The organism is Desulfovibrio sp. 86 (assembly GCF_902702915.1).
In the GTDB taxonomy this organism is placed as follows: domain Bacteria; phylum Desulfobacterota; class Desulfovibrionia; order Desulfovibrionales; family Desulfovibrionaceae; genus Desulfovibrio.
Window position 1 is genome coordinate 376,066 of sequence record NZ_LR738849.1, and the last position, 25,223, is coordinate 401,288.

A 25,223-nucleotide genomic window follows, 5' to 3' on the forward strand; every position below is an offset into this window, starting at 1 on the left:
GCATCTCAATAAATTTTTTCCATGGTGCATTTGAGGGGGAATCCCGCAGCCTGGGCCGCCTGATGAACCCTTTTCACCTTGGTCTCAGCTACTTCATGGGTGTATACACCGCACTGTCCCACGCCTTGCTGGTGTATTTGCAGCATGATGACAGTGGCCTCTTCCGTGGATTTGTGAAAGATGCTGCATAATACAGCCACCACAAAGTCCATACTGGTGTAATCATCGTTGTGCAGGAGCACCCGATAGCGGTCGGGCTCCTTCAATTTTTTTTCCACAATGACCTGGCTTTCGCCGCCATTCTGGTTCTCGTTAGAAACGGGCATGCAATTGCTCCACGGCACAAGTATTCAGCGCTGTTCAGGGGATAATGGGGCAGTCTTCATCCGGCAGCCCCAGCTGCCGCCGCCATGCCCGCCTCTGCGTTTCGTCAAACACAAAGGATCGTCTGGGGGGCAGGTTGTTGCGGTGCAGCCAATCCTGATGCAGCTGATGATAATTCTTGGTACTGATCGTCACCTTGTCAAGGCCCAGGCTTTTTTGAACGGCATTGATGGCCTCTGCCGGGCCTTCCAGTTCCGCCCCCTGCATGAAGGACAGAATATCCAGTTCCACTTCCACGCCGTTCAGGTGCCAGGGCTCGCGGACCTTCTCATACCTCGCTGTGGGGCTGTAGCCAAGGCCTTCGAGGATGCGACGCATGGCAGCGGCATCAGCCACCCCCACCTCGCGCTCATCGCGCACCTTGCAGTGCTCCGCCCCGGTGGGGGCCGCAGCGGGCAGCTTGAGGGTCAGCACGCAGCGGGACTTGTCGGGCCACTCCTGGCTGCGCAGGCGCAGCAGCCGCCCGCTGGAAAAAAGATCGCCCTCCGGCGTGTCAAAAACCGTATTGCCCTCAAAGTGCGCGCCAAGGCAGCGCGCGCCCTGCTCTCGCAGCCGGTTGCGCAGCTCGTCCAGATCAACATCCAGAAATTTACGTTCCACTTCCAGGGCCATGACTATTCCTCCGGCCTCTGGCGTCGGTGAAAAAGACGCTGTTGCAGGGCCGCGATGGTGGCAATGCCGCCCTTGTCGTCGCCAGGGTGCACAATGGGGTCAAAGCCCAGCCGACGGGCCTGGGTGAGGCGCAATTCCTGCGCGGCCACGGGCCGTATCTGACCGTTGAGGTCCACCTCGCCCCACAACACGCATTTTTCCGGCAGAGGCACGTCATAATACGACGAAAGCACGGCCGCCACCAGCGCAAGGTCCAGCCCCGGCTCGTTGAGTTTCATGCCGCCGCCCACCTTGGCGTAAATATCCACCTGCCCGAAATTGAGTTTAAGACGTTTTTCCAGAACAGCCAGCAGCAGGTGCAGCCGCCCCACGTCAAAACCGAGGGCCGCCCGGCGCGGAATGCTCAAAAAGGTTCGGGACACAAGGGCCTGCACCTCGACGGCAAGCGGGCGCTGACCATCCACGGCCATGACTACGGCAGTGCCGGACAGCGTGGCGTCGCGCTGACCCAGAAAGAAGGTGGAGGGGTCGTCAACGATCTGCATGCCCTGCTGCCCCATGCGGAAAACCAGCAGTTCCTCGTTGGGGCCAAAGCGGTTCTTGAACACGCGCAACAGGCGGAACATCTGACGGCGGTCGCCTTCAAGCGAAATGACCGTGTCCACCATATGCTCCAGCAGGCGCGGTCCGGCGAGCACGCCGTCCTTGGTCACATGACCCACCAGAATGAGGGTGCAACCGAGGCGGCGGCAGAGTTCCAGCAGGGACGTGGCCACAGCCCGCACCTGACTGACGTTGCCCGGCAGGCCCTCGGCCTCAAGGCTGGTGAGGGTCTGCACAGAGTCCACCACAAGCAGGGCCGGATTCTGCGCGTTGGCGGCCTCCACCACGTCTTCCACGCGGGACGTGGCGAGCGCCAGCAGATTTGCGTCAAGCATGCCAAGGCGCTCCGCCCGGCCCTTGATCTGCGGCAAAGACTCTTCGCCGCTGGCATAGAGCACTGGACGGTCTCTGGCGGCCATCTCTGCGGCCACAAGCCCTGCCACCTGCAATAAAAGCGTGGATTTTCCTATGCCGGGCTCGCCGCCCACAAGAATGGCCGCTCCGGGCACAAGCCCGTTGCCCAGCACCCTGTCCAGCGCCTGCAGGCCGCTGCCGTAGGGTTCGTAACCGGAATCCTCCACATCGCGCAGGGATACGGGACGCCCGGCAGGAGTCTCGCCACTTACAGATACAGACGCGCGCGCCTTGCCAGCGGAGCGCGCCTGCACGGACGCCTGCAGCGTATTCCACTCATGGCAGCCGGGGCACTGCCCCCGCCATTGCATGGTCTGTGCCCCGCAGGAAGAGCATACATATATTTCACGTAGTTTCGCCATGATTCAAGACTACGGAAAAAGTCCAGGTGGCGCAAGCTGGCGGGCATGCCGCCACATAACACCTTATCCCCCCACATAACTGGTAGCTCCCTGTTTCGCGCGCTGGCTCGCTCAAAAAGGCTAAAGCCATAAAAAAGCGCGGCCCGGATGCTACATCCGGGCCGCGCAAAAAGAATACGGCCTGCAAGCCAGCCGCAGCCCTGAGGCTACCGGGTTTGTCAGACGCCTACTGGGCTTTCGCCGCGTCCTTATCCTGCGCAGGCACATCCTTGACGTCAACAATCCGCACGCCAAACTCGGCGATGCCCTCGGGCGGCGCATAAAACAGCACCATAAAGGGAACCTCGCCGCCATGCGGCACATTGGTATTGTTGGTCAGAATCTCCACCTTGTTGTTGAGGAAGGATTCCATTTCCTTTTCGCTCAACACCTGCAACTGAAAAAGCGAAAGCTGCACGCCGCCCAGTTGCTTCTTGGTGGCCAGCGTTTTTTTATCTTTATCGTAAATGGCCGCCTCAACAGACACCAGTTCCTTGGGATCAGGAAATTCGTTAACGACCTTGCCTTCAATGACAAAGACCTTGCCGACTTTTTCATTATCCACATAGTACTGGCGCACATTGCGCATGGTGAGCAATTCCACCTTTTTGGCCAATTCCTGCTCTGTGGGCGGGCTCGCCGGGGTGGCCGCAAAATACTTGAAATATCCATAGCCGCCGCCAGCGCATACCAGAACCAGCAGCAGCGCTCCCAGGATTTTTCCAAGCCGCCCCCGCCCCTTGACCGGCATGTCCGGCAACGGGCCCTGAGTCGCAAGCTGTTCCGCCGGGTCAAAAGCAAAAACAGTTTTGCAAACCGTGCAGCGCAGCTTTGTGCCCGCTTTGGCAAATTGCTCCGGCAGGTTAAAGCGGCTTGAGCAATTGGGACATCTTACTTCCATGCCGTTACTCCCAAAAACCGTATCCGGCAGTCATAACAGCAGGATTTTATTCAGGTATGATCTCAAAAATACCAGGCAGATTACGATAGTGTTCTGCATAATCGAGACCATAACCAACAATGAAACCTTCTGTCAGCTTGAAGCCGGCAAAGTCAACGTGTACGTCAATTTCACGCCTTTCATTCTTGTCGACCAGGGCAGCCAAACGCAGGCTGCGGGCCTTGCGGGCGGCAAACTGCCCAAGCAGAAAACGCATGCTGTACCCGCTGTCCACTATGTCTTCCACTATCAGCACATGCTTGTCGCAAATGTCAATCTCTACATCCTTGTTGAAAATGACATGCTTGGTGGAGGACGACGACTTGCCGTAGCTGGACAGGCGCACAAAATCCAGCTCCAGATTCTTATTGTGCAAAGCGCGTACCAGATCGCTGAAGAAGACAAAGCCGCCCTTGAGAACACATACGGCCACCAAGGGTTCCTGGCCATAATGAGCGTCAATCTCAGCTGCCAGTTCTTTTACCCTTTGGGCAATCAACTCCGCGCTGTAAACGGTTTTCAATTCTTTGACTTTGATCTCATGCCCACCCTTCGACATCTGATCCTCCGGCACGGGCCGCGCGGGCGACCCCGTTTTCAGGGGCCGTGGCGTTTGCCGGCTCCAGTGCAAAATATCCGCGCCGTTTCGCGCGGCCGTAACAGCAGCCGCAAGCCGCTTCTGCCATTCCTTGTAAGAGTGCCATTACGCCCTGGCCTCAAAATGGGCAACGCTGACGGCGCAACCCTCCATAATCATGAACATGAAAACCGTTCCCGTATCTTCCTATTTTTGCTCAAGCAGCTTATTGAACACCATTTCCAACATCTCGGTATCGGCTATGCCTGGTTCAGATATGACCCTCTGCCCGCTCTTGGCGTAAAAAACATTGTGCGGGATGCTGCTGACCTGGAAGGCCTTGGTGATGTCACGTCCAGCCATGTATACAGGATAATCCATATTCATTTTTTTCATGAAGGGAACAACGACCTTGGAGTCTTCGTCCACTGAAAGACTGATGATGAGCACGCCCTTGTCCGCGTATTTTTTGTTCACGGCCACAAGATCGGGCACTTCCACCTGGCAGGGGGGGCACCATGTGGCAAAAAAGTTGAGCATAACGACCTTGCCCTTGTTCTTGGCCAGAAGATCCATCAACCCGGCAAGATTGAGGGAAGGCACAGACGCGGAAGGCGAGGAAGGCGAAGCGGACGAGGCCGCAAAAGCTGCGCAGGGCAACAGCAGGCAAAGCAAAAGGGGAAGGATGATTTTTTTCATATGATACCTTGATGAGTTTTGGACCCATATATTCCGTCAACAGTTACATGCCGCCCATGACTGCCTGCGGACGCCCGGCATGACTACGCCCGCGCATCAAGTCAGTCTACATAAAATTTTTGGCAGCCCGCACAGCCCCCACCGCGTCGGCGCAATATGCGTCCGCTCCGATGGAATCGGCAAAAGCCTGGGTGACGGCCGCGCCTCCTACCATAACCTTGATCGGCAGCCCTTTTTCTTTCACGATCTGTATGGTGTCTTCCATACGTACCATGGTGGTGGTCATCAAGGCCGACAAGCCGATAATACTCGCTTTATGCTCCAGGGCGCAAGCAACGATGGTCTCCGCAGGCACGTCCTTGCCCGCGTCAACGACGTCAAAACCGTGGTTGCCAAGCAGCAGGGACACAATATTTTTGCCAATATCATGAATGTCGCCCTCCACCGTGGCCATGACAACCACAGGCCTTTCTTCCGGCCCGCGCCCGGCTTCGAGCAGGGGTTTCAGGTGGGCAAAGGCCGTCTGCATGGTTTCCGCTGCGCGGATAAGCTGGGGCAAAAAATACTCGCGCCTCTCATAGCGCGCCCCAACTTCGGTGATGGCCGGAATAAGCACTTCCTGCACAAGGGTGAACGGTTCCGCACCGCTCTTGAGTTCGGCTTCAAGCAGGGGCAGCACATTTTCCCTGTCGCCGTTAAGTACGGCCTCCCCCAGGCTTTTGGCCGCCCCCCCGCCGCCCTGGCGTTGCAGCACGCTGCCCTCTCCCGGTTTCCAACCGGCATATCCTGAAATAAAGGAAGCCGCGTGCGGGTCATGCTCACCCAGAACCTTGAGCGCGTCAGCCGCCTCACGCAGGCGCTGCGCCGAAGGGTTGGCGATGCAGGAGGAAAGCCCGGCCCCGGCCGCGTAAGCCAGAAACGTGGCATTGAGCAGGTCGCGCGCGGGCAGGCCGAAAGAAAGGTTGGAAAGGCCCAGGGTGGTGGGCAGCCCCTCGCTGGAGCACCAGCGCGTCATCTCAAGGCACTGCCGCGCGCCATCCGGGCTGGATGAAACCGCCAGGGCAAGAATGTCCACCATCAAAAGGCGGCGCGGTATGCCCAGTTGTTCGGCACGCCGGATCAGGCTTTCCACCGTGCGAATGCGCTCAGCGGCCTTTTCGGGCAGGGTCGCCCCTTCAAGGGGCAGCAGGATAAAGGGCGCGCCATAGTCGCGGCACAGCGGCCCCAGCAGTTCCATACGTCCGGCTTCGCCGCTGATGGAATTCACCAGAAAGGAACCGGGACAGTACGGAAGGGCATTGGCTATGGCCTGCGCATTGGACGAGTCCACAGAAAGCGGCACGGTAAGACGTCCCACGAGCCTTTGCACCAGTTCCGGCAGCAGGGTCGTTTCATCCACCAGGGGCGCGCCCACGTTGACATCAAGAACGGTTGCCCCGGCCTCAAGCTGGGCGTCGGCAAACTGCATGGCCGTGTCAAAGCGGCCTTCCTGCAATTCCAGCGTAAGCTGCTTTTTGCCTGTGGGATTGATGCGCTCGCCAATGATGGCCAGAGGCTGCCCCGTGCCGATGCGCACCAGTTGCGAGCGGCTTGTGAGGCAGATGCCCCTGCGCTCGATCCTGGGCGCGCTAATTTCGCCAAGGCCCTGCAATGCCTGCGACAGCGCCGCCAGGTGGTCGGGCGTGGTGCCGCAGCAGCCGCCGAGCACCTGTGCGCCCATGTGGGCAAAGGGGGCGGTTTTTTGGGCAAAGCCTTCCGGCCCCAGGGGAAATACAGTTTTCGTGCCGTGCAGTTCAGGCAGCCCAGCATTGGGTTCGGCCATGACGGGGCAGGCGCAGACGCCCAGAAGTTCCGCCACCACGGGTTTCATCTGTTCCGGCCCGAGGCTGCAGTTGGTTCCCACCACATCCACACCCATGTTCTGCATGGTCTCGGCGAAAATGGTGGGCGTGGAGCCTGTAAGGCTGACGCCCTGCTCAAACGTCATTGAAACCATGACCGGCAGGTCGCATTCCTGCCGGGCGGCCACCACCGCCGCCCTGGCCTCGGCCAGATCGAACTGGGTTTCAATAAAGATAAGATCCACCCCGCCCGCCACAAGGCCACGGATCTGCTGGGCAAAGGCCTCAATAAGCTCACGGGGTTCCACGGGGCCAAGGGGCTTGATGAAGTGCCCGGTGGGACCCACATTGCCCGCAACAAAAACGGGGCGGTCCCCCGGACGGGGAACGTCTGCGGCGGCAGCCCGCGCAACGGTGGCCATGCGTTTGTTGAATGCAAAAACATCCATTTCTTTCGGAAGCTTATAAGAATTTCCGCCAAAGGTGCAGGAGGTCAGAATATCAACTCCGGCCTTGAGATAGGAAGCATGGATCCCCCGCAGAATATCGGGGTTTTCCATACAGAATTCTTCGGGGCTTGTACCTGCGGGAAGGCCCGAAGCCTGGAGCATGGTGCCCATGGCCCCGTCCAGAAAAAGAGGACGTCTCGCGCCGAGCGCTTGTCTGAATGTCATGAATGCCGCCACCTTGGCCGTCATATGTAAAAAACTTGAGGGGGCGTCAGCCCCCGTCTGCCTGCAAAGCCCGTCTTTGCTTTCCGGACATAATGCCTGTATGCTGCAAAAACGTCCCCAAGGCCCAGACCGTTCCGGACAGGCTAGCGCCTTGCCGTACCCTCCGGAACCCGCACAACATCCAGAAGGATCTGAGACGGCGTGCCGGACAGATTTCTTAACATGGTCGCACACGGCAGAGGGGATATGGTTGGCCTTTCAGTACTGAATAATATTGAAAAGAACAAACCAAAACTATAGCATACAGACATTGCAGCGCCTTTTTTAGAGCGCCAATGACTGAGTATGGATAAAATGAAAAAAAATAGCAAGATAGCCTCCAACACGGCCAAGGCCGCCCCAAAAACGGTGAAGGGCGAAAAAAATACGCCCCCGGTTGGGGTTGTGGAAATTCTTGATGTGCCCCAAAAACCCAAGGCCCCCAAAGGCCCAACCCGGGGCAGTTCCAGCGCCCGGCCCTCCGCCAGGGCTTCGAAAAAAACGGCTTCCAGCCCGGACGCCGCTCCCCCTCAAGGCAACAGGAAAAAAAAGCTCTCCCCCGTTGCGCCTGATGACGAAAGCCTCCATGACGGCCTGGTGCTTGATGTGGACGAACTGGAGCCAGCCGCCGAACACGACGATGACGACGAGCTTGAGCTTGAGTCCCACGACGATCAGGATGATATCCTTGATACCGCTCTGGACGTGGACATGGACGAGCCCGCCCTGCCCCTTGAAGAAGGTCCGGAGGGCGGCGTGCCTGCGCCCGCGTCCACCCGTCTGCCTGCGGTAGGCACACGCGACAGCCTGCACCTGTACCTGCGGGAAATGAGCAAGTTTCCCATGCTCAAACCCGAAGAAGAGCACGAACTGGCCTTACGCGTACGCGACCATAACGACGCGGACGCGGCCTTTCGTCTTGTGTCGTCGCATCTGCGGCTGGTGGTGCGCATCGCCATGGATTTTCAGCGCCGCTGGATGCAGAACGTGCTGGACCTTGTGCAGGAAGGCAACGTGGGGCTCATGCGCGCGGTCAACAAGTTTGATCCGGACAAGGGCATCAAGTTTTCCTACTATGCCTCGTTCTGGATCAAGGCCTACATTCTCAAGTTCATCATGGACAACTGGCGCATGGTCAAAATCGGCACCACCCAGGTGCAGCGCAAGCTGTTCTACAATCTGAACCGCGAACGCCAGAAGCTCATCATGCAGGGTTTTGACCCTGACGCGGCCATGCTGTCGGAGCGCCTCGGCGTGACCGAAGACCAGATCAACGAGATGGATCAGCGGCTGGCTTCATCCGACATGTCGCTGAACGCACAAGTGGGTGAGGAGTCTGGCGGGGCCACACGCATGGACTTTCTGCCCGCTCTCGGCCCCGGCATTGAAGACAGCCTGGCCTCTGACGAAATCGCGGGACTCGTGCGGTCAAAACTCAAAACCATCATACCCAAACTCAACGAAAAAGAACTGTACATCCTGCACAACAGGTTGCTGACAGACGAGCCGATTACCTTGCGCGAGATAGGCGAACGGTATAATATAACAAGAGAGAGAGTGCGCCAGCTTGAGGCGCGACTGGTGGAAAAAATCGGCCAGCACATGAAGAATGATATAGAAGACTTCTCCGATCACTGGATTCAATCCTAAGCATCACGGATACAGTCCGCAATGAAACGTAAGCACCTAGCGCTCTTTTGCGCCCTGACTCTGGCCGCCGTCACCTCCTTTTCCCTTCTTGGCTGTGGGGGCTGTGCCGGCACCAAGGCTGCCGCCGAAAAAAACGCCGCCGTGGGCGACGCCTGCCCAACCGCACTGCGCAATGTCGAAGTGCGGCAGCCAGAGGATCGTCTTTCGCCTGAAGCAAAAAGTACCTACGCTTTTCTGCTCTATTCCCAGGCGCTCAACGCCGAGGACGAAGCCGCCCTTTTGCAGGCCGCGCCCCTCATGGCCGCCGCAAAACTGCCGCCCAACATCTGGCTTGAGGGCGGCGTCTGGCTGGTAAGCCGCAAGTCCGAAGGGGCCATCCCCTATCTGGAGCAGGGGCTTTCCGTTGCGCCCGACGACATGTCCCTCAACCTGCTCCACGCCGAAGCGCTCATGGAACAGGGCACGCCGGAGCGCGGCGTGGAACTCATGCGGGCCTATCTGAAAAAGCATCCGGGTTCTCTGGACGCGCGCCTGGAACTGGCCCTGCTGCTGGTGAAAAGCAAGGAATATCCCGAAGCCGAAACCCTGCTCAACAGTGTGAGCGCCAAAGAGCGCACGCCGCTGGTGGACTACTACCACGCCCGCGCCCTCATCGGCATGAACCGTCAGGCTGACGCCATACCCTTCCTCCAGAAGGCCATCAAAGAAATGCCGGACTTTGTGGAAGCCATGGCCGAACTGGCCTTCATCCACGAACAGCGCTCGGAATTCAAGCCCGCGCGCGCCCTGTACGAAAAGCTGCTCAAGCTCAATTTTTCGCCTCAGGACGTGCTGCTGCGCCTCATCGGCCTTTCGCTGCGCATGAACCAGCCCGAAAAAGCCCTCAAGTACATGCGCCAGGGGCCGGACACCATACCCTTCAAGCTTACCGTGGCGGGCCTGTTCATCGACTCGCGCCACTACCTTCAGGGAGAAACGCTGCTCAAGCAGATTGCCGCCAGGGACGACGCCCCTGTTGACGTATACCTTTTGCTGGCTGATCTGAACTATGAACAGCGCCGCGACCTGCCCATGGCCCTTTCATGGCTGGACAAAATCCCGCCCAACAGCAAGGCCGCGCCCAGAGCGGCGCTGCTGCGCATACAGCTGCTTGGCGAAGCGGGCAAGGAGCAGGAAGCCCTGACCGTGACCCGGCAGGCCCAAAAACAGTTTGAGGACGCGCCCCAGTTCTGGGAACTGGAAATCCGCCTGCTGGCGCGTCAGAAGCAGCTGCCCCAGGCCCTTGAGGTGGCGCGCAAGGCCTCCAAAAAGTGGCCCGACAATGCGGAAATGGCCTTTCTTCTGGGCTCCCTGCTGGACGAGTCCGGCGACAAGAAGGAAGCCTTCAAGGTTATGGAACACATAATCACCCTGCATCCGGAAAATTATCAGGCCCTCAACTACGTGGGCTATACGCTGGCCGAAGAAAACCGCGATCTTGAAAAGGCCCTGAGCCTGCTCACCAAGGCTGACGCGCTTTCACCCGACCAGTCCTACATTGTGGATTCCCTGGCCTGGGCCCTTTACAAGCTGGGCAGAAATGAAGAGGCCCTCAAGGCCATACGCCGTGCCGTCAAACTCGACGAGCATGTTGACGCTTCCATCTGGGAGCACTATGGCGACATAGCCCTTAAAATGGGGCTCAAAGACGAGGCCCGCACCGCCTATCAGAAGGCGCTGGATCTCAAACCCGCCAATGCGGATGCATTGCGGCAGAGGCTTTCACAGTTATGAAAAAATTTCTTGCGCTTTGCTGCCTTTGCAGCCTTGTGCTGCTGACCGCCTGCGCCAAGCAGCCCTCCCTGGAAATGACGCCTGAAGCCCAGGCCAGGCTTGCGGAACGCTGGCAGAAATTCGCGGCAAGAGGGCAGGACGCCGCCATGGCCCCCTACCGCCTGCAAATGAGCCTGCGCTTTGGTACTGAGGGCGATACCCGCCGTGTTACCGCCCTTTTCTGGGGCAACAGCCAGCGCAGGCTGCGCATGGACGTCATGGCCGGAGTCGGAGCCACCGTGGCCAGAATTCTTGAAGACGGCCAGCATTTCCTTGTCTACAGCCCCACGGACAACAAGGCGTATTTCTATCAGGGCGCTTCCAAACCCCTGCTCCAGGTGGGCGTGCCCGTGCCCTTCAATCTGGAACATCTGGCTGATCTGCTCAACGGCCGCTACAGTCAGGTTTTCGGCAAAGATTTCGCCTCCGCCAGATTTGTGTCAGGCGACCTTGCCCAGTACACCCTGTCCGGCAAACTCGGCGGCGAGCTGACCCTCGATGCCGCTGGCCTGCCCGTGGCCTGGGCTGAAAAAAGCGACAACGGCAAGGGCTGGAAGATGGAAGTGGCCTTTGACGATGCGGCTTCTCCCCTGCCCCAGCGCCTGAATCTGGCGCATGGCAACGGCAAGCGCGCCATCGTGCTTGTCAAGGAAAGGGAAAAGCCCGCCGCGCCCTTTACAGACGGGCAGATGACCTTATCCATACCAGAGGGCGTTCCCCTGCTGCCGCTGTCCAAATACCAGCAGCGCTAGGCCGTGCCGCGTCCACTGGTTTCGGCCGTCCGAACGCTTTTCCGGGTTCCGGGCAGCGAGCGGAGCCAAGCCAGTGCGGACAGGCCCGCAGGTTCCACAGCTTGCAAAAAATGCGCACTCCCGATGCCAGAGCAGTTTTTCTAGCGATGCTGTCGCCATCAATAAGGCTTCTTCGTCGCCTAAGGGCTGCCCTTGAAATTGCTCTGGCGTATGCGGGAGCAGACGCCCGCCGCAGAGGCGTAAGCGCAGTTTATCTGCGCAGGTTATCTGCGCGGTTACACGCCGGAGCGGGCGTCTTGGAAGCATTGGGAATAAATATTCTCAATGCGAAAATGCTCTAAGAAGTTCTGGCAGGCTGATCGGCGCAACCGGTCAGCCTGCCCTCACCCTTGAAGGAGTTGTTATGCAGTCCATCCATATTGCTTCGGACCATACCGGCGTTGACCTTAAAACCACCCTGGCCGAGCATTTGGGTAAAAAGGGTTTCACTGTCGTCAATCACGGCACCGACTCTTCCGACAGTTGCGACTATCCCGTGCTGGCGCACAAGCTTTGCGCCGCCGTGGAAGCTTCGGGCGATCCGGGCATTCTCATCTGCGGCACGGGGCTCGGCGTTTCCATTGCCGCCAACCGTCATCCCGATATCCGCGCCGCCCTCTGCACCACAGAACTGCACGCGCGCATGGCGCGCCAGCACAATAACGCCAATGTTCTCTGCCTTGGCGCGCGCATAACCGGCGTGGAGCTGGCGAAAGCCATTGTAGACGCTTTTATGGAAAACACCTTTGAGGGCGGCCGCCACCAGCGCCGTCTGGATATGCTCAACCTCCCAGCATAAAAGGAAGATCATGCAGCTCTACAATACCCTTGGCCGCCAGAAGGAAACATTTGTGCCGGTACACCCCGGCAAGGTGAACATGTATGTCTGCGGCATCACTGCATATGACTACTGCCACATAGGGCACGCCCGCTCGGCGCTGGTGTTCGACGTGCTTGTGCGCCAGTTGCGCCATCTGGGGCTGGACGTGACCTTTGTGCGCAATTTTACGGACGTGGACGACAAGATCATCAACCGCGCCAACAAGGAAAACCGCGACTGGCGCGAAGTGGCCCAGACCTATATTGACGCCTTTCACGAAGACATGGACAGGCTGGGCGTACTGCGTGCGGATGTAGAGCCGCGCGCCACGGATTATATCAAGGAAATTCAGGATCTCTGCGCAAAGCTGATCGCTGGCGGCAAGGCCTATGCCACCCCTTCGGGCGACGTGTACTTCAGGGTGCGCTCGTATGCGCCTTACGGCAAGCTCTCAGGCCGCAGCCTGGACGAACTGCTTTCCGGCGCGCGCGTGGCTCCTGGCGAAGAAAAGGAAGACCCGCTGGACTTTGCCCTGTGGAAGGCCGCCAAGCCCGGCGAACCCTCGTGGGAAAGTCCCTGGGGCCAGGGCAGACCCGGCTGGCACATCGAGTGCTCGGCCATGAGCGAATCCTATCTGCCCCTGGATATTCACGGCGGCGGGCAGGACCTCGTGTTCCCGCACCACGAAAACGAAATCGCCCAGACCGAGGCCGTCTGCCATTGCCATCTGGCCCGCTACTGGGTGCATAACGGCTTTGTGCAGGTCAACGCGGAAAAGATGTCCAAGTCCCTTGGCAACTTCAAGACCATCCGCGACATCCTTGAAAGCTATTTGCCGGAAACCCTGCGCTTCTTCTTGCTGGGCAAGCACTACCGCAGCCCCATCGATTTCACGGCCGACAGCATGGACGAGGCCGAAAAAGCCCAGCACCGGGTGTACACCGCCCTGCGCGAAGCGGAAAAAGCCCTCCAGCGCGAAAAGTGGAAAAAAATCCCCCTGCCCCAGGAGACAGCCGACGAATGGGCCGCGCAGCCCAAGGCGCTGGACGAGGCCATGGACGATGACCTTAATACCGCGCAGGCTCTGGGGCACATCTTCACCCAGGTGCGTATCGTGAACCGCCTGCTTGAAGACAAGAACATGCGCGCCAGCGAAGCCGTGCGGGACATCCTGCGGGAGTTTCTGGTCCGTGCGGAACAGTGGAACGCGCGACTGGGCCTTTTTGGCCAGCAACCCGACGCGTTTTTGACCGCCTTGCGGGGCATACGCGCCAGCCGCAAGAACATTGACATGCCCCGTGTGGAAGCCCTGCTGCAAGAACGGCAGGCTGCCCGCGCCAACAAGGATTTTGCCACCTCCGACGCCCTGCGCCAGGCTTTGCTCGATCTCGGCGTAAGCGTGCGCGACACCCCTGAAGGGCAGGACTGGGATCTCGAGTAGACCCAGCGCGGGCACTCAGGAGAACCTATGCTGCATTACTGTGCTCCCCGCCGATGGACGGCCCTGATCGTGCTGCTGGCCTTTCTGCTGCCGCAGATATGCCCCGCGCCCGCTCAGGCCTTCTTTTTCGGCGGTGTTACCATTAAAGACGAAAAGGAGATGGGAGAAAAATTCGATGTTATGGTGCGTTCCAATCTGCCCATCATCGAAGACCCTGAGGTCAAGCAGTATGTGGACTATATGCTGGCCCGGCTGGTAAAGGCCATTCCGCCCCAGCCGTTCACCTTCAAGGCCACCACCATACTGCATAATTCTCTCAACGCCTTTGCCGTTCCCGGCGGGTACGTATACGTATTCACCGGGCTTATCATGAATCTGGACAAGGAAGAGGAACTGGCGGGCGTACTGGCCCACGAACTGGCCCACGTCACCCAGCGCCACGTGGCCTCGCGCCTGCAAAAGGCCCAGTTCGTCACCCTCGGCTCACTGCTGCTGGCCGTGGCGGGCGTGGCTGCGGGTGGCGCGGGCGGCGGGGCTCTGGCCATGGGCGCTCTGGGGGCCGGGCAATCGGCCATGCTCAACTACAGCCGCCTGGATGAAAATGAGGCTGACCAAATCGGCCTGCAATACCTCATTGCCGCTGGCTATCCGCCCGAGGGCATGGTGGCGGGCTTCAAGGTGCTGCGCCAGAAAAGCTGGATGAGCGGCATCAGCGTGCCCACCTACCTCTCCACCCACCCCGCCCTGGGCGACCGCATCAACGGGCTCCAGGCCCGCATCCAGACCATGGGCAAGTCCGTCCAGAACCGCAGCCAGGACAACAAGCGCTTCACCCGCGTGAAGACCCTGCTTTGGGCCAGATATGGCGACGATCAGGCGGCCCTGCAACGCTTTTCCGGCAGCGACGGCCTTTCAAGCATGGGCCGGGGCATTGTGCTCGCGAGGCAAAACCGCATAAACGAGGCCAGCACGGCCTTTGACCAGGCCCTCAAGGCCTCCCCGGACGATCCGCTGGTGCTGCGCGAGGCAGGAGCCTTCCACTACCGCAAGGGCGACATGGGCCGGGCTGACGGGCTGCTGTCCAAGGCCATGCGCATTGACCCCAAGGACTACATGGCCGCCTTTTTCTATGCCCGCATGCTGGACGAAACAAACAGGCAGGCGCAAGCGGTCGGTTACTACAAACAGGTGCTGCGCTATGTGCCCGAGGATGCCGAGGTGCACGAAGCCTACGCCCGTTCGCTGGGCAAGACGGGCAATACGCCCGACGCCTACATTCACATGGCTTACAGCGCCATCTACTCACACAACAAAAAACTTGCCGAGCGTTATTTTAACGAGGCCAAGAGCATGTCGGCCCGCACCACGGACAAAACCGCCTTCAAGCGCCTTGAAACCGTCTATAAAGAACGCAAGGAAATCTGGGATAAAAATTGATGGAAACGCACGCCACTACTATTCTCGCCGTTCGCAAAAACGGCCTGGTGGCCCTGGCTGGCGACGGCCAGGTGACCATGGGACAGAACATGATCATGAAGCACGCGGCGCAAAAAGTGCGCCGCCTGCATGACGGCAAAATTCTGGCGGGCTTCGCCGGCGCCACGGCCGACGCCTTTACCCTGTTTGAACTTTTTGAGGCCAAACTCAAGGAAGTGCGCGGTAATATGGTGCGCGCCGCCGTGGAAATGACCAAGGACTGGCGCAAGGACAAATACCTGCGCAAGCTTGAAGCCATGCTGCTTTTGGCCGACACCGAGCACATACTCGTGCTTACGGGCACGGGCGACGTCATTGAACCGGACGACAATGTGGCCGCCATCGGCAGCGGCGGCCCCTACGCTCTTGCGGCGGCACGGGCGCTGTCGCGCCACAGCGACCTTGACGCTGAAACCATAGCGCGCGAATCCATGCGCATTGCCGCCGAGATCTGCGTGTACACCAACGACCACGTGACGCTTGAAACCCTGTAGGCCCGACCGGCTGAAAAACAAGGATAGGCCATGAGTGTTGTCATTGCGGGCTGCAAGGTGAATCTCGGGCTGCGCATCACCGGCGTGCGCCCGGACGGCTATCACGAGATAGATTCACTCTTCTATCCTCTGTCGCGCCCCTGCGATCAGCTGAAACTGCGTATCACGGAAACCCCCGGCATTGTGGTGCGCTGCGAGGGGCCAGCCAGCGCAACGCTGGACGAAAGCGACAATACCCTTACAAGGGCCTACGCGGCCTTTGCTGCGGCTGTTGCCAGCCCCATGCCCGGCCTTGAAGTGCGCCTGCGCAAAGGCATTCCTTCCGGGGCAGGGCTTGGCGGCGGCAGCAGTGACGCGGCAGCCCTTTTGCGCTGGCTCAACAGCAGGACGACCACGCCGCTGGACGCGCAGGCCCTGGCGGCGGTGGCGCTGAGCGTGGGCGCCGACGTGCCCTTTTTTCTTCATGAAGGCCCCTGTCGCGTTCGCGGCATAGGCGAAATCGTCGAGCCTGTCCGGCCCCATCTGTCCGGCCTGCGCCTCGTGCTGGTATGCCCCGGCATCCACGTGAGCACGCCGCGCGCCTTTGCCGATTACGACGCCCATATGGCTTCCGTGGGCGGCAGCGAAAGCCAAAACAACTTGACAAGAGACCAAAGCAAGGCTAATGGAACTTTTCTCTCCCGAGGGCGGTTTGATGCTGACCTGGACAATGACCTCGAAACTGTTGTCTTTGCACGTCACCCCGAACTTGCCGACATCAAGGCCACCCTGCTGCGCTGCGGCGCCGTAGCGGCCTCAATGAGCGGCAGCGGTTCCAGCATACTGGGACTTTTTGGGCGCGAGGCCATTGTGGAAACACAGGCGGCCACGGCCACGCTTCAGGGAGAGAACAGGCGCGTCTACGCGCATGTGCTGTAACAGCACTGGGATGTAGCCAAGTGGTAAGGCAACGGGTTTTGGCTCCGTCATTCGAAGGTTCGAACCCTTCCATCCCAGCCACAGCATACTGCCGGGCCGCGCTTTGATTGCCGGGCGGGCGTGGCCGGAAAGTATCCGGGCGCTCCCATTGCCGTGCGGGCCACTGTCCGCATCCGGCGCCGCAACGGCGGCTGTCTGATTGTCAGCACCGCTGGCTGGCGGGCAAAGGTTTATAACCCAAATTGCTCTTTGACGCGCACAAGGCAGGGCGGTTCATGTTCAGCGATCTAAAGATCGTCACCGGTTCTTCCAATCCGGAGTTGGCCAAGGCAATCTGCGACCATTTGGGCTGTCAGCTCACCCCGACGTTGGCTACGACGTTCAGCGACGGGGAGTTGCGTATTGAAATCGGTGACAATGTCCGTGGCGACGACGTTTTTGTGGTGCAGCCCACGTGCCCGCCAAACGTCAACCGTAACCTGGTGCAGCTCTGTCTTATGCTGGACGCCCTCAAGAGGGCCAGCGCCGGGCGCATCACAGCCGTGATTCCCTACTACGGCTATGCCCGCCAGGACCGCAAGGTCAGCCCCCGCGCGCCCATAAGCGCCAAGATGGTGGCCGACTTCATCAGCGTGTCCGGGGCGGAACGCGTGGTTACCATAGATTTGCACGCGGGCCAGATTCAGGGCTATTTTGACTGCCCTGTGGACAATCTTTTTGCCGTGCCCGTCATGCTGGACGCCCTGCGCAAGCTCGGCGACGAAAAAATGGTCATTGTTTCACCTGATGCCGGCGGTGTGGAAAGAGCCAGGGCCTATGCCAAGCGCCTCAACGCTCCGCTGGCCATCGTGGACAAAAGACGCGACAAGCCCAATCAGGCCCAGGCCATGCATGTCATCGGCGACGTGGAAGACCGCTTGGCCATTATGGTTGACGACATGATAGACACTGCGGGCACCCTGTGCGCCGGAGCTGAAGTTCTGCTGAAAAACGGGGCCAGAAGAATTGTGGCCTGCGCCACGCACCCCGTGCTGTCCGGCCCTGCCATTGACCGCATCAATAGCACCGAGGCGCTTTCGCAGGTCTTTGTTACCGACACTATCCCGCTGGGCGACAAGTTGGAACGCTGCCCCAAGCTTAAGGTCATTTCTGTGGCCGCCATCTTGGGCAAAACCATCCACAACATCCATACCGGCTCGTCGGTCAGCGTGTTGTTTGTTTAGCAAAATCCGTCGGCTCAAAGCCTTCGCGCATGACCGCACGGCATAACTCCCGCAAGGGAATGGCAAGTTTACAGTAAAGAACTTTTCCGCACGTATCAGGCGGCGGTAAGCCAAGGAGTGGACCATGAATATTGAAAAGACTTTGAGCGTGCAGAAGCGCGAAGGTTGCGGCAAGGGCCCCAGCGGTCGCCTGCGTGCCGAGAAACTGATTCCCGGCGTGTTCTACACCGCCAACGGTGAAAACATTTCCGTGCAGGCCCCCGTGCTGCCCCTTGAAAAGATCTACGGTGAAATGGGCCACACCACTGTGTTCAATCTCGAAATTGAAGACAACGGCAAAAAGACCCTGCACCCCGTGCTCATCTGGCAGGTGCAGTTTCACCCCTACAAGCGCGCCTTCACCCACATCGACTTCTACGGCGTCGATCTGGACAAGGAAGTCACCGTTGACGTGCCCGTGGAATTCGTGGGTACCTCGCGCGGCGTGAAGCTTGGCGGCCGCCTTGAAACCTACCGCGAAATGGTGCGCCTGTGCAGCAAGCCGCTGACCATGCCCCAGAAGATCACCGTTGACGTGACCGACATGGGCATCAATGACACCGTCACCGTGTCTGATCTCAAGCTGCCCGAAAACGTGCGGGCCATATTTGATCAGAACTACGCTCTGGTCAGCGTTATCTCCAAGAGCAAGGACGAAGAGGCCGAAGGCGAAAACGCCTAAGACTGTTCGCGGCCTGCATGACCGGGCGAGCCCGGTTACGGCCATTCCGCCTTATATATGGCCGGTTCCCTGCGGAACCGGCCTCCTTGTTTCAACGCATCATTCTGGCGAAAAACGTGATTTTCGCCAGAATTCACGCCACTTCGTGGCAGCTGCCGCCTTCGCGTCAGCAGAGCAATTTCAAGGTGAAATTGCTCTGGAATGATAAACGCCGGATCTGGCGTGACTGAAAACGCCAGCCCGAAAACCTCTCACCGCACCCCGTACCGGACATGTCGCAGCCAACCGTGACCTACCATTCCCTGCGCTCCCTGGGCAGCAAGGCAAGCCTGGAACTCTGGCCCAAGCGGGATGCCGGGGTCATACTGTTTTATCCGGGGACCATGCTCTCCCCCCGGCAGTACCGGCCGCTTCTTGCGGCGCTGCACGAGGCGGGCTTTGCCGTGGCCGCCCTGCACCTCACGGGGCATGGCCGCAACTGCCACTGGACGGGATTCACCTTTGCGGATCTGTTGCGGGACGGACTTGCTGCGGAGCGCTGGTTGCGGCAAGAAGGATTCAATGCCATCGCCGTATGCGGACACAGCCAGGGGGGCATTTTGACCATGGCTCACGCGGCCGCGTCGCAGGGCCTCACGGCGGCGTTCCCCATCACAGGCACGCTGCCGCAAAACGATGCTGCGGTGGACCTCACACGCTTCAGGCGCTGGAAAAACAGGCGGCACGAATTTCTTGCAAACATCAACGCGGCTGCGGCCTGGCTTCCGCGTTTTCCCCTGCCCCTGCTGGCCTATTTGTCCGTGCGACGTATAACCTCCGGTGCGCGGCGCATAGTCTATGACAGAAAAGGTTCCCGGCTGACCTATCCGCTGGCTTATCTGGCCAGCCTGTTTTCGGCCAATGTGTCAGAAGAAATGCACTGCCCGCTCTATTTTTTCAGCGCCGTCAACGACGCCCTGTTTACACCGGCCAACACCAAGGCCACCTTTGAAATGCTGCGCGCGCCCGTCAAGAAACTTCTCTGGCTGCCCGGCGGCGGGCATCTGGCTGCCATGAACCCCCCGCTCTGCCGGTTTATCGCGCGTTCTGCGGCGGCGGTTTGCGCGGGACAGGGCTTGCCCTTGCGGATGGAAGCCAGCGCGGCGCGAGGAGGCGCACACTATGGACTATAACGGCGTTCTGGTAGGCTTGGGCAATCCCGGCTCGCGGTATGAGGGCACCAGGCACAATTACGGCTTTGCCGTTGTTGACGCGCTGGTGGATTTTGCGCAGCGCCATGGCGTTGCGGAATCGCTCAATGGCGGCAAGTTCTCCTGTGAACTGTGGCGTATACGCCTTAAAGAGCTGGATGGAGTCTGGCTGGCCGCCAAGCCGCAAACCTTCATGAATCTCAGTGGGCAAAGCGTCCAGCCCCTTCTGGCCTGGCACAAACTGCGTCCTGCTGATCTTGTGGTGGCCCATGATGAACTGGACATCCCGGCAGGAGAGATGCGCTTCAAGCTTGGCGGGGGCAACGCCGGGCACAACGGGCTGAAATCCATTACCGAACTTCTGGGCACGCCGGATTTTTACCGCCTGCGTTTGGGCATTGGCCGCCCTCCGCACAAGGGTGACGTGACCAACTGGGTGCTGGGGCGCGCGCAGGGCGACGATGCCGAACATATGCTGCAAGCCGTGCCCGCGGCTCTGGATACCCTGTTTGCCTTTGCCGACAAGGGTCTGGACGGAGCGTTGCGCGCTGCCCGCAAAACGGCGCAGCCACGCAAAAAAGCCGCCCCTGAGGCCGCGCAGGCCCCTGATCGGGCCGAATGACAATTTTGCTCTGCGCCGGAGACAACAGGCGGGCATGAACAAAAATGGACCGGGGGCGGTTCAGAGTATGGCACATGCCCGATCGGCTGTGACGGATGTGGAGGTGCGCGAAAAAGAGCATCTTTGTCCCTTTCGGGACACTGTGCATTTTTGCTTTTTCGGCTGGACTCTTCAACACATTTAGACTACTATGTTTGAAGAGTAAGTTTCCCACTCATCTATTTTTCAAAAAAATTTCGTGACTTCCAGCTAATTTCGCTCCAGGTCTCGTACAGTGGCGCTCCTTTGGGGCGTGTGGTGACAGCATGTTCACGCCGAACGATCTTGTGGTATATCCGGCCCAGGGGGTGGGTAAGATAGAACGCATTGACAGCCAGACCATTGGCGGTATCGCATGCGATTTCTATATTGTCCGCATTCAGGCCAATAATGTCACACTGATGGTTCCCGTCAACAATGCGGCCCACGTCGGATTGCGCACGCTCACCCCTCATGAAGAAGCCGGGCGCATTCTTGAAGGTCTGCGCAACAGCACCGGCAAAATCGTACACACGGGACAGAACTGGAACCGACGCTTTCGTGAATATTCTGAGCGGCTCAAGAGCTCCGACCTGGCCGTTGTTACAGAAGTTTTGCGCGAACTGCTGCTGATCAGCCGCACCAAGGATCTTTCTTTCGGTGAACGCCGTCTGCAGGAACAGGCCATGGGCCTTGTGACCGGCGAACTGGCCGAAGTGCTGCAAGTTGAGGAAGACAGCCTGCGGGACGAATTGCTCAAACTGTACGCGCCTCCGCCGCAACCGGAAGCAGCCGCCAAAGAATAGTTTTTTGCTGACGCGAGATTGCCCCTTTACGCCCGGCAGAGCACAAAAGCTGCAACAGCTTTAAATAACTACCGGATATCTTTTGCAACCTCCATATACATAGTGTGCGCTGTGCCGTGCGGCACAGGTCTGCCAGCCCCGAGCACGACTCAAACTACCAGATGACGTATTTTTTTATGGTGTGAACGTCATTTTTCCCTTGCCATAATGCAAAAGATAAGCTAATCGCAATCTCGCACACCTATTTTGTCTCCTTACATCCGCTCATCTGCAATACAGTGTTCATTGATACTGTATAGTTTTGGTTTGTCTTCTTCAAAAGATCGGACAGTTATGCGTAAAAAGAAAGCTACTCCCACACTGTTGACAGACAGCGCCTTGAGTCTCACGGATCTGAAGACCCGCAGTATGCAGGAACTCATGGATCTGGCCGAGCAGTATGAAATTGAAAATGCCAGTTCCATGCGGAAACAAGAGCTTATTTTCGCTCTGCTTTCCACCTGTGCTTCCCAGAACGGGGCCATTTACGGCGACGGCGTGCTGGAAATTCTGCCGGATGGATTTGGCTTTCTGCGCTCCCCCTTGTGCAGCTATATGCCGGGGCCTGACGATATTTATGTGTCGCCCTCGCAGATTCGCCGGTTTTCCCTGCGCAAGGGCGATATCGTTTCAGGGCAGATACGCCCCCCCAAGGAGGGTGAACGGTATTTCGCTTTGCTCAAGGTAACAGAGATAGGTTTTGAACCCCCGGAACACGCCAAGAATCTCGTCCTCTTCGACAACCTCACTCCCATTTATCCTGACCACCAGCTCGTCATGGAAAATGGCGAAAAAAATCTCTCCAACCGCGTTATCGACATCATGGCCCCCATAGGGCGCGGGCAACGCGGCCTCATCGTGGCTCCGCCGCGCACAGGCAAGACCATTCTGCTGCAATCGATGGCCAACGCCATCAACGCCAATAATCCCGAAGTATACCTTATCGTGCTGCTCATTGACGAACGGCCCGAAGAAGTTACCGATATGGAGCGCACGGTCAAAATGGCCGAAGTCATCAGCTCCACCTTCGACGAGCCGCCGCAGCGCCATGTGCAGGTCTGTGAAATGGTGCTTGAAAAAGCAAAGCGCCTTGTGGAACGCAAGCGGGATGTGGTCATTCTGCTGGACTCCATCACCCGCCTGGGCCGCGCGTACAACGCCGTGACCCCTTCATCCGGCCGCGTGCTTTCCGGCGGTCTGGACGCCAACGCCCTGCAACGCCCCAAGCGTTTCTTTGGCGCGGCCCGCAATATTGAAGAAGGCGGCAGCCTGACCATCATTGCTACGGCCCTCATCGACACCGGCTCCCGCATGGACGAAGTGATCTTTGAAGAATTCAAGGGCACCGGCAATATGGAAATTTATCTGGACCGTCACCTTTCGGAAAAGCGCGTGTTCCCTGCCATCGACATCAACCGCACCGGCACACGCAAGGAAGACCTCCTTTTGCCCGAAGATGTACTCAACCGCGTCTGGATCTTGCGCAAGATTCTGGCTCCCATGTCGTCTATCGACAGCATGGAGTTCTTGCTGGACAAGATGCGCGGCACCAAATCCAACAAGGATTTCATGAACGCCATGGGCAAATAGCCGCCGCGTTCACCATACAATTCCGCACGAGCCATCACAGGCCCTGGCAAAAGCCGGGGCCTTTTCTTTTTTGCGTAGGCTCATGGCGTTTTGGCTCCCGCATAAATCTGCTGTATGTCTTTTTTCTCTGTGCTAGCATGGAGCCACAGGCGGCTTCTGCCCCTGTTTCGCCTACCCTGGGCGAGTACACATATAAACAAGGAGAAAACCATGACCAGATATTTGCGACACGGAATTCTCATGCTGGCGGCAATCCTGCTTGTGGCTGGCGTGCAAACGGTTGTGGCCCAGGACGCCGCACAGAAAAAAGGCGCGGAACTGTACGCCAGCCTGTGCGAATCCTGTCACACCCCCACCCCTGCCAAGATGATGGGCAAACCTGTGGAAGCCCTGACGGCTGGTATGGATAAAGTCAAAAATATGAGCTCGCCCTCAGGCCCCCTGCTGAAAATGCAACAGAACCTGAAGACGTTGAACGCGGAGCAGATAAACGACATCGCCGTGTACATCAATCAGCTTAAGCCATAAATGACCACACGGGCCCCCTGGGAACACCCCAGGGGGTCCCGGCGCTTCTGTTCGAAGGACACGCACTACACGCCGCCAGCCATAGGCCAGGAGCACGCCGTCTGCGCCAGCCGCATTTTGTGCAAAGCGCGACAAGCAGCCAGTTTTCTTGAAAAAGTGGCGCACGATTTGATGATGACAACAGCATCAAAATAGCCTATAAGGCTTTTCTTGGTTGAGAATTTCGGGCAGTTAGCTCAGTTGGTTGAGCACCGCCCTTACAAGGCGGGGGCCACAGGTTCAAGTCCTGTACTGCCCACCAATGATACCGATGGGTTGCAGATTTATCTGCAACCCATCTTTTTTTCCCAGCACCATGCCCAATACGCCTGCTAGAGCAGATCAACTTTGAAATGAGAAGAATAAGCGGGCGCGATTGTTGGCACTGGTTCGCGCGCACGTTGCGCATAAAAAGATACATCAGCACCACCCGCATAGCGGGTGGTTTGCTCTGGCCCTGTAAGGGCCTGTTGCCGGCTGCGCCTAAAGACGCTGGCTTTCACTGCGTTCAAGCCCAGTGCCATTGTCGCTTTGGCTACCCCTTGAAGGGGTCTTGATACTCGCGCGTACTCTGGAGTTGCCCCTGCTAAACCGGACACTCCAAGATTTGCAATGAACGGATAAACTCACGAGGCGAGAGCATCCGCAGGGCCTTGTGCGGGGCATTTTCATTATAGTCTTCAAACCAGCAAGGGAGTAGCGCCATCACAGTTTCGGCATCCGGTCGATCATTGCAGAAGACGTAATCCCTTTTGAATGTTTTGACGAGAGCTTCAGCCATACCGTTACTTTGAGGGCTGCGAACTGGAGTAAACTTGCTGACGATGCCCAAGGCGGCGGCAAACGTTACTGTTTCTCTTGCCGTGTAGCAGGAGCCGTTGTCGGAGAGCCATTCAACTGGCTGCAATGTTTTGACATCCCCAAACCGCTTTTCAACGCATGCCAGCATGACGCTTTGCGCCATGTCAGCACTGTACCCGCCAGTGGTGGCGGCATAGGCCATAACTTCTCGGTCGCAAGTATCCAGGGCAAAAATGACGCGCACCCGCTCACCGTTGTCGCAGGCAATCTCAAACCCGTCAGAGCACCAACGCTGATTTCTTTGTAGTGTGGAAACCTTGCCCGTGTGTGCCTTGTCAGGTTGGCTGCCAGTAAACCGTGCCAGCAACAGGTTATTTTGCCTCATTATCCTGTACACACGTTTATGGTTGACCGGAGTGCGCCCATCGGCAACCAGTTGCCGATTAAGCAGTCGCTGGATACGCCGATAGCCGTAGGTCTGGCGTCCGCCCAAAAGTTCGACGATCAGCGGTAGAAGGAATGCGTCTTCTGCTTTGCTGTATCGTTCCGGGCGAGGCCGTGGGCTGCGGCTACGTTCATAGGTGTTGGATCGGGACACCGCCAGGGCGTCTGTGACCCGTTTCACTGGAAATCCTCCACGCCGGACAAGGGCAGCCGCGAGATAAGTTTTTTTTCGCGGCCAATGCGAACAGCTTCTTTGAGGATTTCCACTTCCAGTGTTTTGTTGCCAAGGACGCGTTCCAACTGACGGATTCGCTTTTTCAGGGCCTTTACTTCGGCAACGCTGACAACCTCGTCATTGGCTTCAATGGCTGTTTTGCCGCCTTCACTCATCTGCTTTCTCCAGCGGTAAAGCAAATTGGGAGCAACGCCATACGTTCGTGCCACCAGAGAAACCGACTGACCTGGGGCCATGCTGGCCTCTATCAGGCGAACTTTCTCGCCGACAGACCAACGGCGACGGGGCGTTATGTTTACTATCTCCACCGTTGAACTTGTTTTAGCACTAGTTCCAGACATAGTTCCAGCACCTCCTCCTTAGTTAGAGGGGTGTCCGGTC

23 protein-coding genes and 2 tRNA genes are annotated in these 25,223 nt (G+C 58.4%); 17 read left to right on the forward strand and 8 right to left on the reverse strand.

Annotated features, from left to right (window positions below; all coding sequences use genetic code 11):
- Window positions 1-5: 5 nt before the first annotated feature.
- From clpS to DESU86_RS01590, 7 genes are all read right to left on the reverse strand, one after another.
- On the reverse strand, window positions 6-326 hold the full coding sequence (gene clpS / locus DESU86_RS01560; RefSeq protein ID WP_179979440.1) for an ATP-dependent Clp protease adapter ClpS: 321 nt from the start codon (window positions 324-326) through the stop codon (window positions 6-8).
- Between the two features lie 34 nt (window positions 327-360).
- Complete coding sequence (locus DESU86_RS01565; RefSeq protein WP_179979441.1) at window positions 361-996, reverse strand: class IV adenylate cyclase; 636 nt, start codon at window positions 994-996, stop codon at window positions 361-363.
- A 2-nt stretch (window positions 997-998) separates the two neighbouring features.
- Window positions 999-2,375 carry a DNA repair protein RadA gene (gene radA / locus DESU86_RS01570; RefSeq protein ID WP_179979442.1) on the reverse strand — a complete coding sequence of 459 codons (1,377 nt, stop codon included), beginning with the start codon at window positions 2,373-2,375 and terminating at the stop codon, window positions 999-1,001.
- Window positions 2,376-2,601: 226 nt separating this feature from the next.
- Window positions 2,602-3,315, reverse strand: coding sequence for a DUF3426 domain-containing protein (locus DESU86_RS01575; RefSeq protein WP_179979443.1), 714 nt, complete (start codon window positions 3,313-3,315; stop codon window positions 2,602-2,604).
- A 46-nt stretch (window positions 3,316-3,361) separates the two neighbouring features.
- A complete protein-coding gene (gene hpt, locus DESU86_RS01580; RefSeq protein WP_179981673.1) occupies window positions 3,362-3,913 on the reverse strand; it encodes a hypoxanthine phosphoribosyltransferase in 552 nt (183 codons plus the stop codon).
- Window positions 3,914-4,138: 225 nt separating this feature from the next.
- A complete protein-coding gene (locus tag DESU86_RS01585; RefSeq protein ID WP_179979444.1) occupies window positions 4,139-4,630 on the reverse strand; it encodes a TlpA family protein disulfide reductase in 492 nt (163 codons plus the stop codon).
- 106 nt (window positions 4,631-4,736) lie between these two features.
- On the reverse strand, window positions 4,737-7,145 hold the full coding sequence (locus DESU86_RS01590) for a homocysteine S-methyltransferase family protein (RefSeq protein WP_179979445.1): 2,409 nt from the start codon (window positions 7,143-7,145) through the stop codon (window positions 4,737-4,739).
- 633 nt (window positions 7,146-7,778) lie between these two features.
- Between DESU86_RS01590 and DESU86_RS01595 the strand changes: the two genes are divergently transcribed.
- From DESU86_RS01595 to DESU86_RS01675, 17 genes are all read left to right on the forward strand, one after another.
- A complete protein-coding gene (locus DESU86_RS01595; protein WP_179981674.1) occupies window positions 7,779-8,834 on the forward strand; it encodes an RNA polymerase factor sigma-32 in 1,056 nt (351 codons plus the stop codon).
- 21 nt (window positions 8,835-8,855) lie between these two features.
- The gene (locus tag DESU86_RS01600) at window positions 8,856-10,607 is read left to right on the forward strand and encodes a tetratricopeptide repeat protein (protein WP_179979446.1); all 1,752 of its coding nucleotides are present in this window, start codon (window positions 8,856-8,858) and stop codon (window positions 10,605-10,607) included.
- Window positions 10,604-11,398 (forward strand): hypothetical protein, encoded by a 795-nt coding sequence (locus DESU86_RS01605; RefSeq protein WP_179979447.1) that lies wholly within the window; start codon window positions 10,604-10,606, stop codon window positions 11,396-11,398. Before DESU86_RS01600 ends, DESU86_RS01605 begins: the two co-directional genes overlap by 4 nt.
- A gap of 403 nt (window positions 11,399-11,801) precedes the next feature.
- On the forward strand, window positions 11,802-12,236 hold the full coding sequence (rpiB, locus tag DESU86_RS01610; protein WP_179979448.1) for a ribose 5-phosphate isomerase B: 435 nt from the start codon (window positions 11,802-11,804) through the stop codon (window positions 12,234-12,236).
- Window positions 12,237-12,246: 10 nt separating this feature from the next.
- Window positions 12,247-13,698: a cysteine--tRNA ligase gene (gene cysS, locus DESU86_RS01615; RefSeq protein ID WP_179979449.1), complete on the forward strand. Its 1,452-nt coding sequence runs from the start codon at window positions 12,247-12,249 to the stop codon at window positions 13,696-13,698.
- Between the two features lie 27 nt (window positions 13,699-13,725).
- Window positions 13,726-15,135 carry a M48 family metallopeptidase gene (locus DESU86_RS01620; protein WP_179979450.1) on the forward strand — a complete coding sequence of 470 codons (1,410 nt, stop codon included), beginning with the start codon at window positions 13,726-13,728 and terminating at the stop codon, window positions 15,133-15,135.
- Complete coding sequence (gene hslV, locus DESU86_RS01625; protein ID WP_179979451.1) at window positions 15,135-15,668, forward strand: ATP-dependent protease subunit HslV; 534 nt, start codon at window positions 15,135-15,137, stop codon at window positions 15,666-15,668. Before DESU86_RS01620 ends, hslV begins: the two co-directional genes overlap by 1 nt.
- 30 nt (window positions 15,669-15,698) lie before the next feature.
- Complete coding sequence (gene ispE, locus DESU86_RS01630) at window positions 15,699-16,586, forward strand: 4-(cytidine 5'-diphospho)-2-C-methyl-D-erythritol kinase (RefSeq protein ID WP_179979452.1); 888 nt, start codon at window positions 15,699-15,701, stop codon at window positions 16,584-16,586.
- A 6-nt stretch (window positions 16,587-16,592) separates the two neighbouring features.
- Window positions 16,593-16,667, forward strand: a tRNA-Gln gene (locus DESU86_RS01635).
- A gap of 194 nt (window positions 16,668-16,861) precedes the next feature.
- On the forward strand, window positions 16,862-17,809 hold the full coding sequence (locus tag DESU86_RS01640) for a ribose-phosphate diphosphokinase (RefSeq protein ID WP_179979453.1): 948 nt from the start codon (window positions 16,862-16,864) through the stop codon (window positions 17,807-17,809).
- Window positions 17,810-17,933: 124 nt separating this feature from the next.
- Complete coding sequence (locus tag DESU86_RS01645) at window positions 17,934-18,530, forward strand: 50S ribosomal protein L25/general stress protein Ctc (protein WP_179979454.1); 597 nt, start codon at window positions 17,934-17,936, stop codon at window positions 18,528-18,530.
- Between the two features lie 287 nt (window positions 18,531-18,817).
- The gene (locus tag DESU86_RS01650; RefSeq protein ID WP_232088220.1) at window positions 18,818-19,702 is read left to right on the forward strand and encodes an alpha/beta hydrolase; all 885 of its coding nucleotides are present in this window, start codon (window positions 18,818-18,820) and stop codon (window positions 19,700-19,702) included.
- Window positions 19,692-20,342 carry an aminoacyl-tRNA hydrolase gene (pth, locus tag DESU86_RS01655; RefSeq protein ID WP_179979456.1) on the forward strand — a complete coding sequence of 217 codons (651 nt, stop codon included), beginning with the start codon at window positions 19,692-19,694 and terminating at the stop codon, window positions 20,340-20,342. The genes DESU86_RS01650 and pth overlap by 11 nt, the downstream gene beginning before the upstream one ends.
- A 305-nt stretch (window positions 20,343-20,647) precedes the next feature.
- Window positions 20,648-21,166: a CarD family transcriptional regulator gene (locus tag DESU86_RS01660; RefSeq protein WP_179979457.1), complete on the forward strand. Its 519-nt coding sequence runs from the start codon at window positions 20,648-20,650 to the stop codon at window positions 21,164-21,166.
- Window positions 21,167-21,499: 333 nt separating this feature from the next.
- Window positions 21,500-22,795, forward strand: a complete 1,296-nt coding sequence (gene rho, locus DESU86_RS01665; RefSeq protein ID WP_179979458.1) for a transcription termination factor Rho — start codon at window positions 21,500-21,502, stop codon at window positions 22,793-22,795.
- A gap of 210 nt (window positions 22,796-23,005) precedes the next feature.
- A complete protein-coding gene (locus DESU86_RS01670; RefSeq protein ID WP_179979459.1) occupies window positions 23,006-23,323 on the forward strand; it encodes a c-type cytochrome in 318 nt (105 codons plus the stop codon).
- A 225-nt stretch (window positions 23,324-23,548) separates the two neighbouring features.
- A tRNA-Val gene (locus DESU86_RS01675) sits at window positions 23,549-23,624 on the forward strand.
- 324 nt (window positions 23,625-23,948) lie between these two features.
- Here the strand turns inward: DESU86_RS01675 and DESU86_RS01680 are convergent.
- Window positions 23,949-25,183 (reverse strand): IS3 family transposase gene (locus DESU86_RS01680; RefSeq protein ID WP_179979460.1). Its coding sequence is split into 2 segments (ribosomal slippage): window positions 23,949-24,826 and window positions 24,826-25,183, totalling 1,236 coding nucleotides; the frame shifts between segments, so codons are not numbered across the junction.
- Window positions 25,184-25,223: the final 40 nt, after the last annotated feature.